Annotated in this window: 5 protein-coding genes; all 5 read right to left on the bottom strand. The window is 69.6% G+C overall.

What is annotated here, in order from left to right; all coding sequences use genetic code 11:
- Window positions 1–2,846 (bottom strand): efflux RND transporter permease subunit (locus LAO51_18755; GenBank protein ID MBZ5640782.1); only part of this gene is annotated, 2,846 nt, incomplete at its 3' end.
- Window positions 2,847–2,899: 53 nt separating this feature from the next.
- Entirely contained in the window at window positions 2,900–6,025 is a 3,126-nt protein-coding gene (locus LAO51_18750; GenBank protein ID MBZ5640781.1) for a multidrug efflux RND transporter permease subunit, read from the bottom strand.
- Window positions 6,022–7,221, bottom strand: a complete 1,200-nt coding sequence (locus tag LAO51_18745; protein ID MBZ5640780.1) for an MdtA/MuxA family multidrug efflux RND transporter periplasmic adaptor subunit — start codon at window positions 7,219–7,221, stop codon at window positions 6,022–6,024. Before LAO51_18745 ends, LAO51_18750 begins: the two co-directional genes overlap by 4 nt.
- Window positions 7,222–7,361: 140 nt before the next feature.
- A complete protein-coding gene (locus tag LAO51_18740) occupies window positions 7,362–8,432 on the bottom strand; it encodes a 2-dehydropantoate 2-reductase (GenBank protein ID MBZ5640779.1) in 1,071 nt (356 codons plus the stop codon).
- 33 nt (window positions 8,433–8,465) lie between these two features.
- Window positions 8,466–8,879 (bottom strand): tetratricopeptide repeat protein (locus LAO51_18735; protein MBZ5640778.1); only part of this gene is annotated, 414 nt, incomplete at its 5' end.

Below are 8,879 nucleotides of genomic sequence, written 5' to 3'. Positions count from 1 at the left end.
CCGCCGAGCAGCGCCGCCATCGTGGTCATCGTGATCGGCCGGAATCGCAAGAGGCACGCTTCGAGGATCGCCTCCTCCGGGCTCTTGCCCTTCCTCCGCTCGGCCTCGATCGCGAAGTCGATCATCAAGATCGCGTTCTTCTTGACGATGCCGATCAGGAGGATGATCCCGATCAAGGCGATGACGGACAGCTCGGTGCGGAAGGCGAGGAGCGCCAGGAGGGCGCCGACCCCCGCGGAGGGCAGGGTCGAGAGGATCGTCACCGGATGGATGAGGCTCTCGTAGAGCACGCCGAGGACGATGTAGACCGCCAGGAGGGCCGCGAGGATCAGGACCGGCTCGTTCGCCAGGGAGGCCTGGAACGCCTGGGCGGTTCCCTGGAACTTCCCTCTCAGGGTCGCCGGCAGGCGGATCTCCTTCTCCGCCGCCTTGATCGCGTCCACCGCGTTCCCCAGGGCGACGCCGACCGGGAGGTTGAACGAGATCGTAACGGAGGGGAACTGACCCTGGTGGTTGACCTCGAGAGGACCGGTCGAGGGGGCGAATCGCGTGAACGCCGCGAGCGGCACCATGCTTCCGTCCCGGGCGGGGAGATGGAGGTAGGCGAGCCCCTCGGGGCTCTGCCAGAACCGGGGCGCGACCTCCATGATCACGTGGTACTGGTTCAACTGCGTGTACATGGTGGACACCTGGCGCTGACCGAACGCGTCGTAGAGCGTGTTGTCGATCAGCTGGGGGTTGAGTCCGAGGCGGGACGCGGTGGCGCGATCGAAGGTGAGCGCCGCCTCGAGCCCCCGATTCTGCTGGTCGCTGTTGACGTCGGTGAGCTCCTTGAGCTTAAGAAGCCTCTCGTACACCCGGGGGGCCCACAGGAACAGCTCGTCCGGATCGTCTCCCTGGAGCGTGTACTGGTACTGGGCGGCTCCGAATCGCCCTCCGACCCGGACGTCCTGCACCGCCTGGAGGTACAGGGTCGCGCCCGCGACGTGGGCGAGCTTTCCCCTGAGGCGCGCGATCACCTGATCGGCGGTCGCCTTCCGGTCCCCCGTGGGCTTCAGTCCCACGAACATCCGGCCCGTGTTGACGCTTCCTCCCAGGAACCCGGTGGCCGTCTCGACCGCAGGGTCCTGGATGACGGTCCCCACGAATTCCGCGAGCTTCTTCTCGGTGGACGGGAACGACGCGTCCTGGTCCGCCACGAAGGACCCGTTCAGCCGGCCGGTGTCCTGCTGCGGGAAGAAGCCCTTGGGGATCTTCGCGTAGAGCGCGAGGGTGGCGACCATCGTCCCGAGGGTAACCGCGAGCGTCAGCCCCTGGTGCCGCAGGACCCAGCGGAGCCCCCGCTCGTAGCTCCCGTGGATCCGGTCGAACCCGCGCTCGCTCGCCCGGTAGAGGCGCCCGCGCCTCTCCTGGCCGTGCGGGCGCAGGAGCCTGGCGCACATCATGGGCGTCGCGGTCAGCGAGACCAGGAGCGACACGCCGATCGCAACCGAGAGCGTCACCGCGAACTCGCGGAAGAGGCGTCCGACGATGCCGCCCATGAGAAGGATCGGGATGAAGACCGCCACCAGCGAGAGGCTGATCGACACCACCGTGAACCCGATCTCCTTGGCGCCGAGGAGCGCGGCCTCGAGAGGCTGCATCCCCGCCTCGAGGTGGCGCGTGATGTTCTCGATGACGACGATGGCGTCGTCCACGACGAATCCGGTGGCCACCGTGAGGGCCATGAGCGACAGGTTGTCGATGCTGTAGCCGAGGAGGTACATGACGCCGAACGTCCCGACGAGCGAGACCGGCACGGCCACGCTCGGGATGAACGTCGAACGCACGCTGCGGAGAAACGCGAACACCACCAGGATCACGAGAGTGATCGCGATGCCGAGGGTGATCTCCACGTCCCGGACGGACGCGCGGACGGTCCGGGTGGCGTCGATGAGGACCGACAGCTTGACCGTGGGCGGGATCAGGGCCTGGAGCTGCGGGAGCACCGCCCGGACGCCGTCCACGGTCGCGATGATGTTCGCGCCGGGCTGGCGGAAGACGATGAGGATGATCGCCGGCCTGCCGTTCGCGAGCCCCGCGGTGCGGATGTCCTCGACGGAGTCGCTGACGGTCGCGACGTCGGCGAGGCGCACCGCGGCGCCGCCGGCGTATCGCACGACCAGCGGCCGGTAGTCCGCGGCGTGGAGCAGCTGGTCGTTGGTCGACAGCGACCAGGTCCGATCCGCGTCGGCCAGCGCCCCCTTGGGCCGGTTGGCGTTCGCGGCGGCGAGGACCGCGCGGACGTCCTCGAGCGCGATCCCCCGTTCGTTGAGCGCGGTGGGGTTCAGGTCCACTCGGACCGCCGGGAGCGCCCCGCCGCCCACGACGACCTGGCCGACCCCCGGCACCTGGGCGAGCTTCTGCTGCAGGATCGAGGCAGCGATGTCGTACATGCGCGGGCGCTCGACGATGTCCGAGGTGAGGGAGAGCAGGATGATCGGCGCGTCGGCCGGGTTCACCTTCCGGTACCGCGGGTTGTTCGGCAGGTTGGCCGGGAGCTGGCCCCGAGCGGCGTTGATCGCCGCCTGGACGTCGCGGGCCGCCGCGTCGATGTTCCGGTCGAGATCGAACTGCAGGGTGATGCTCGTCGAGCCGAGGGAGCTCGTCGAGGTCATCTCGGTGACCCCGGCGATGCGCCCGAACTGGCGCTCGAGCGGCGTCGCGACGGACGAGGCCATCGTCTGGGGGCTCGCTCCCGGCAGCCCGGCCGAGACGTTGATGGTCGGGAACTCCACCTGCGGCAGCGGCGCCACCGGGAGGAACCGGTAGCCGATCGCGCCGGCCAGCGCGATGCCCACGGTCATCAGGGTCGTCGCGACCGGCCGCCGGATGAACGGCGCGGAGATCGAGGAGAAGGTCAAGCGCCCTCCGCGGGCCGGAGCGCGCCTGAGGCCTCCCGATCTCCCTCCGCCCCGCGGCGGGCGAGACGCCGGGACACGCGGTCGAACGCCAGGTAGATCACCGGGGTCGTGAACAGCGTGAGCATCTGGCTGAAGATGAGGCCGCCGACGATCGCGATGCCCAGCGGCCGGCGCAGCTCCGACCCGATCCCCGAGCCCAGGGCCAGGGGAATGCCGGCGAACAGCGCCGCCATGGTCGTCATCAGGATCGGACGGAACCGCAGCAGCGCCGCCTGGTAGATCGCGTCGGCCGGGCTCTTGCCCTGGTTCCTCTGCGCGTCCAGGGCGAAGTCGATCATCATGATCGCGTTCTTCTCGACGATGCCGATGAGCAGGATGATGCCGATCAGCGCGATGACCGAGAAGTCGTTCCTCGTGATCATCAGCGACAGCAGAGCGCCGACCCCCGCCGACGGCAGGGTCGAGAGGATCGTCACGGGGTGGATGTAGCTCTCGTAGAGCACTCCCAGCAGGATGTACACGGTGACGATCGCCGCCAGGATCAGGAACGGCGTGTTGACGAGCGACGCCCGGAACGCCTGCGCCGTCCCCTGGAAGCCGTACTGGATGCTCGCGGGAAGCCCGACGTCCTCCCGGGCCCGCTCGATGGACTTCACCGCGTCCCCCAGCGACGCGCCGGGGGCGAGGTTGAAGGAGAGCGTGACCGCGGGGAACTGCCCCTGGTGGTTCACGGCCAGGGGCGCGCTGGCCGTCCGGATCTCCGTGAACGCGCCGAGCGGCACCGCGCTCCCTCCGCCCGACCGCAGGTAGACGCTCCGCAGGTCGTCGGGGCGCTTCTCAAACCCCGGCTGCGACTCCAGCACCACGCGATACTGGTTCAGCTCGGTGAACATCGTCGAGACCTGCCTCTGGCCGAAGGAGTCGTACAGCGCGTCGTCGAGCATTTGGGGGGTGATGCCGAAGCGGGAGGCGGTGGCGCGGTCGAGGACGACGCGTGCCTCCAGTCCCTCGGTCTGCTGGTCGCTCGCGACGTCGCGGAGCTCCTCGAGCTTCGCGAGGCGCGCGACGAATCGCGGCGCCCACAGCGCGAGCTCCGCCGCGTCCGGATCCTCGAGGGTGTACTGGAACTGCGTCCGGCTGACCCGGTCCTCGACGGTCAGGTCCTGCACGGGCTGCATGAAGAGCGTGATCCCCTCGACCCTCCTGAGCTGCAGCTTAAGGCGCCTTATGATCTCGCCGGCGCCCGCCTTCCGCGTCTCGAGGGGTTTCAGGTTGATCTGGATCCGCCCGCTGTTCATCGTCGTGTTGGTGCCGTCGATGCCGATGAACGACGAGAGGCTCTCCACCGCGGGGTCCTCGAGGATCACCCGAGCCAGCGACCGTTGCCGCTCGGCCATCGCGGGGAACGACACCGTCTGCGGCGCCTCCGAGATGCCCAGGACCACCCCGGTGTCCTGCACCGGGAAGAACCCCTTGGGGACGACGGCGTAGAGGAGGACGGTCGCGATCAGCGTGAGGACCGCCACCACGAGCGTCGCCTTCTGGCGCCCGAGCACCCAGGTGAGCGACCGGCCGTAGGCCGCGATGACCCCCTCGAACGCGCGTTGCGACGCGCGGTAGATCCGGGTCCGCTCCGACGGCGGCCTGTGCCGCAGCAGCCTGGCGCACATCATCGGCGTGAGCGTCAGCGACACGACGGCCGAGATCAGGATCGTCACCGACAGCGTGACGGCGAACTCCCGGAACAGCCGGCCGACGACGTCGCCCATGAACAGCAGGGGGATCAGAACGGCGATGAGCGACACCGTCAGCGAGAGGATGGTGAATCCGATCTGCGCCGACCCTCGGAGCGCCGCCTCCAGGGGAGGGACTCCCTCCTCGATGTAGCGGCTGATGTTCTCGATCATCACGATCGCGTCATCGACGACAAAGCCGGTGGAGATCGTCAGGGCCATGAGGGTGAGGTTGTTCAGGCTGTAGCCGAGCAGCGCCATCACGCCGAAGGTCCCGACGAGGGAGAGCGGGACCGCGACGCTGGGGATCACGGTACCGGCGGCGGTGCGCAAGAAGACGAAGATGACCATCACGACGAGCGCGATGGTGAGCATCAGCTCGAGCTCGACGTCGTTGACCGAGGCGCGGATCGTCGTGGTGCGGTCGGTCAGGATCGACACCGTCACCGCGGACGGCAAGGAGGCGCGAAGCTGGGGGAGCAGGCTCTTGATCCGATCGACCACCGCGATGATGTTGGCGCCGGGCTGGCGCTGGATGTTGACGATGACCGCCGGCGTCCCGCCCGCCCACGCGGCCTGCTTCACGTTCTCGGCGTCGTCGTCGACCGTCGCGAGATCCTGGAGACGCACGGGAGCGCCGTCGCGGTACGCGACGACCAGCGGCCGGTACTGCTCGCTCGAGAGGAGCTGGTCGTTCGCCCAGATCGAGTACGACTGGCGCGCGCCGTCGAATGCCCCCTTGGCCTGGTTGACGTTGGCCTGGGTGATCGCGGCCCTGACGTCCTCCATGGTGAGCCCGAAGGAGGCGAGGGCGGTGGGATTCACGCGCACGCGCACCGCGGGCTTCTGGCCGCCGCTGATGCTCACGAGGCCGACGCCGGGGAGCTGGGAGATCTTCTGGGCGAAGCGGGTGTCGGCGTAGTCCTCCACCTTCGAGAGCGGGAGCGATTCCGAGGTCAGGGCGAGGGTGAGGATGGGGGCGTCGGCGGGGTTGATCTTGCTGTAGATCGGCGGGTTGGGCAGATCTCGGGGGAGGTACGTGCCCGCGGCGTTGATGGCGGCCTGGACCTCCTGCTCCGCGACGTCGATGTTCAGCTCGAGGACGAACTGGAGCGTGATGAGCGAGCTCCCCGCCGAGCTGCTCGACGTCATCTGGTTGAGCCCGGGCATCTGCCCGAACTGGCGCTCGAGAGGGGCCGTGACCGCCGAGGCCATCACGTCCGGGCTCGCCCCGGGATAGAAGGTCACGATCTGGATGGTCGGGTACTCCACCTGCGGGAGCGCCGAGACCGGGAGCTCACGGTACCCGATCGCTCCCGCGATCAGGAGCCCCACCATCAGGAGGGACGTCGCGACCGGGCGCAGGATGAACGGGCGGGAAGGGTTCATGACCCGGCCTTGCGGCTGCCGCGTTCCTTCGCCAAGGCGACCGTCGTGCCGGGCTGGATCTTGTCCAGCCCGTCGACCACCACGATCTCCCCCGCGGCGAGTCCGCGGCGGATCGCCGTGTCGTCCCCGTCGGTGACCTGGACCTCCACGTCGCGCATCTCCACGGTGGAGTCGGGCTTCACCACGTACACGTAGGTGGACTTGGGGCTGCGCTCGAGGGCCGCGGTGGGAACGAGGACCGCGTCGTGGAGCAGGTCGACGAGCAGGCGCGCGTTGACGAACTGGTTCGGGTACAGCGCGTCGTCATCGTTGGGAAACAGCGCCTTGATGCGCACCGTTCCGGTCGCCGGGTCGATCTGGTTGTCGATCGCGAGCACGGAGCCCGAGGCGAGCCGGGTCTTGAGGTCGCGGTCGTACGCCTCGACCGTGAGCGCCCGGCCCGCCTTCATCCGCTCGAGCACCTGGGGGAGCGAATCCGCGGGGAGGGTGAAGACCACGGTGATCGGCTGCTGCTGCGTGATCACGACGATCCCGCCGGGATCGCCGGCGTGCACGATGTTCCCGGCGTCCACCAGGCGGAGGCCGGCGACACCCGGTAGCGGCGACGTGATGCGGCTGTACGTCAGGTTCAGCTTGGCGCTCTCGATCTGCGCCTCATCGCTCCTGACCGCGGCCTCGAACTGGTCGACCGTCGCGGCCTGGGCGTCGAGCTGTTGACGCGGCACCGAGTCCTGGCCCATCAGGACCTTGTACCGCGCGAGGTCCACCCGGGCATTGCGGAGGGCCGCCTCGTTTATCGCGCTCTGCGCCTCGGCCTGGTGCAGCTGGACCTCGAAAGGTCGCGGGTCGATCTGCGCCAGGACGTCGCCCTCTCGGACGCGCTGCCCTTCCCGGAACGCGACGGAGACCAGCTCGCCGTCGACGCGGCTGCGGACCGTGACGGTCTTGACCGGGGTCACCGTTCCCAGGCCGGTCAGGTAGACCCCGAGGTCGCCGGAGCGCGCCGCGAGACCCACCACCGGAACCGCGCGCGGCGTGGCGGCCCGGTCGGTCCGGGTCCCGCTCGGCTGCCCGAAGTAGCTACGGGACAGTGCGGCGGCCACGGCGACCATCACCAGCGCCGACGCCCAGAGCCACCACCGGCGCTTCGAGCCGGGATCCCTCCCGGGCGACGTTGCGGGACTTTCCGGGTTCATTCTCTCGTGCCCTCCGACGCGAAGCGCGCCCCGAGGTCGCCACGGGACATCGCGGCGATCGATACGGCGCGCGCAACGACTGGAACGAGCATGGTCAACTCACTATCGACCGCGACCGGCACGCCGGCAACCCGTCGCTCCTAGCCGGCTCGACGCGCCCTCGAGGCCGCGATCAGCTTCTCCGGATTCCGCGAGTAGGTGTCGAGAGGGATCTCGCGCGCCGACAGGGCCGAGAGGGTCTCGGTGAGGAGCCGGTTGACCGGCGCGGGAACGCCCGCTCTCTCTCCGTGGCGCACGACGGCGCCGTGGAGATGGTCCACCTCGGACCGGCCGCGGCCCGAACGGAGGTCGATGTGGAACGACGGCATCTTGCCGCCGCGCCCGCCGCTCACGGCGCGGGCCAGCACGGGGCGGGAGAGCGCGGGGGGCAGGCCCGATCCCAGGGCGAGCAGTCGCACCGGGGTGCGTGGGAGGTTCACGACCCCGATCCCCGACGCTCTCATGACCCGTAGCGCTTCCCGGATCTGCTCGACCTCGAGGCGATACAGGCCCGGATGGGCGAACACCTCCGCCGGCTTCATGTCCAGGATCGCCGAGGTGGCGTTCCCCAGCAGGTTGGTGAGCAGCTTCGACCACTTCATGTCGGCCGGCCGCCGGTACAGCCGCGTCCTGAGCCCCGCCCCGCTCATGGCGCGCGCGAGCCTCTCCGAGATGGGATGCCCCAAGGCGATCCCCGCTCCGCGCAGCCTCTCGACCACGACGTTGCCGGGAGCGCGGCGGCCCACGGCGGTCGTCACGGTCGCCGCGATCACACGGTCCCGACCAAAGGCGCGGGCCAGGGCCGGCTCGTTGTCGACGCCGTTCGAGAGACAGAGGAACGGAAGATCGAGGTCAGGAACGCGCGCGGCGGCGAGCGTGGCGATGAGATCCGGGACGTCGAACGACTTCAGCGCGACGAGGGCGACGTCGAACGGCGCCAGCGCGAGAGCCTCGCCGGGAGACGTCACGACGCGGAACGCGGAAGGGGCGAGCGACAGGCTCTCCCCTTCGGCCGTCCCGATCCTCAGGCCGGTCCTCTCGATCGCCTGCGCGATCTCGGGGCGCTCGACGAAGACCGCGCGATGCCCCCTGAGGGCGAGGCTGCCCCCCACGTACGTCCCGATGGCGCCGGCGCCGAAGACCACGATCTCGAGGGGCCGGTCGGTTTCCATGCGCGGATCTCCGTGCTCTCGGCCGTGAAGCGCTCAGCCCCCGAGCTCCTTCAGCGTCTCCCTGGCGGACTCGAGCGTCCGGGGGTCCGCTGGCCCTGCCTGCCCGAGGAACCGTTCGAGGGCCTCGCGAGCGCCCGGCTTGTCGCCCTCGGCGAGGAGGACGTGCGCCAGGAGGAAGAGGGCGGACCTGTAGTCCGGGTGCTTCGCGATCAGTGCCCGCACCTCGCGGCCCGCGGTGGATCGGTCGCCGAGGAGCAAGCTGATCTTTGCGTGGTTGAACAGGGCGTCCGCGTACCCGGGGGCCGCCTCGACGGCCTTCTCGTACGCTTGCCGGGCGTCGTCCCTCCGGCCGGCCTTCTCCCGTACGATGCCGAGCTTGTTCCAGGCCTCGGCGAATCTCGGCCGGCAACAACGGCGCGGACCCGGCCACCATTGCGTCGCCCGCGA

This window comes from Terriglobia bacterium (assembly GCA_020073205.1).
GTDB lineage: Bacteria > Acidobacteriota > Polarisedimenticolia > Polarisedimenticolales > JAIQFR01 > JAIQFR01.
Note: the sequence above shows the minus strand (reverse complement) of the source record. Positions and strands in the feature narration are given on the sequence as shown.

Coding starts and splice junctions, on each gene's coding strand:
- LAO51_18750 (MBZ5640781.1), bottom strand. CDS start 6,025: ATGAACCCTTCCCGCCCGTTCATCCTGCGCCCGGTCGCGACGTCCCTC.
- LAO51_18745 (MBZ5640780.1), bottom strand. CDS start 7,221: ATGAACCCGGAAAGTCCCGCAACGTCGCCCGGGAGGGATCCCGGCTCG.
- LAO51_18740 (MBZ5640779.1), bottom strand. CDS start 8,432: ATGGAAACCGACCGGCCCCTCGAGATCGTGGTCTTCGGCGCCGGCGCC.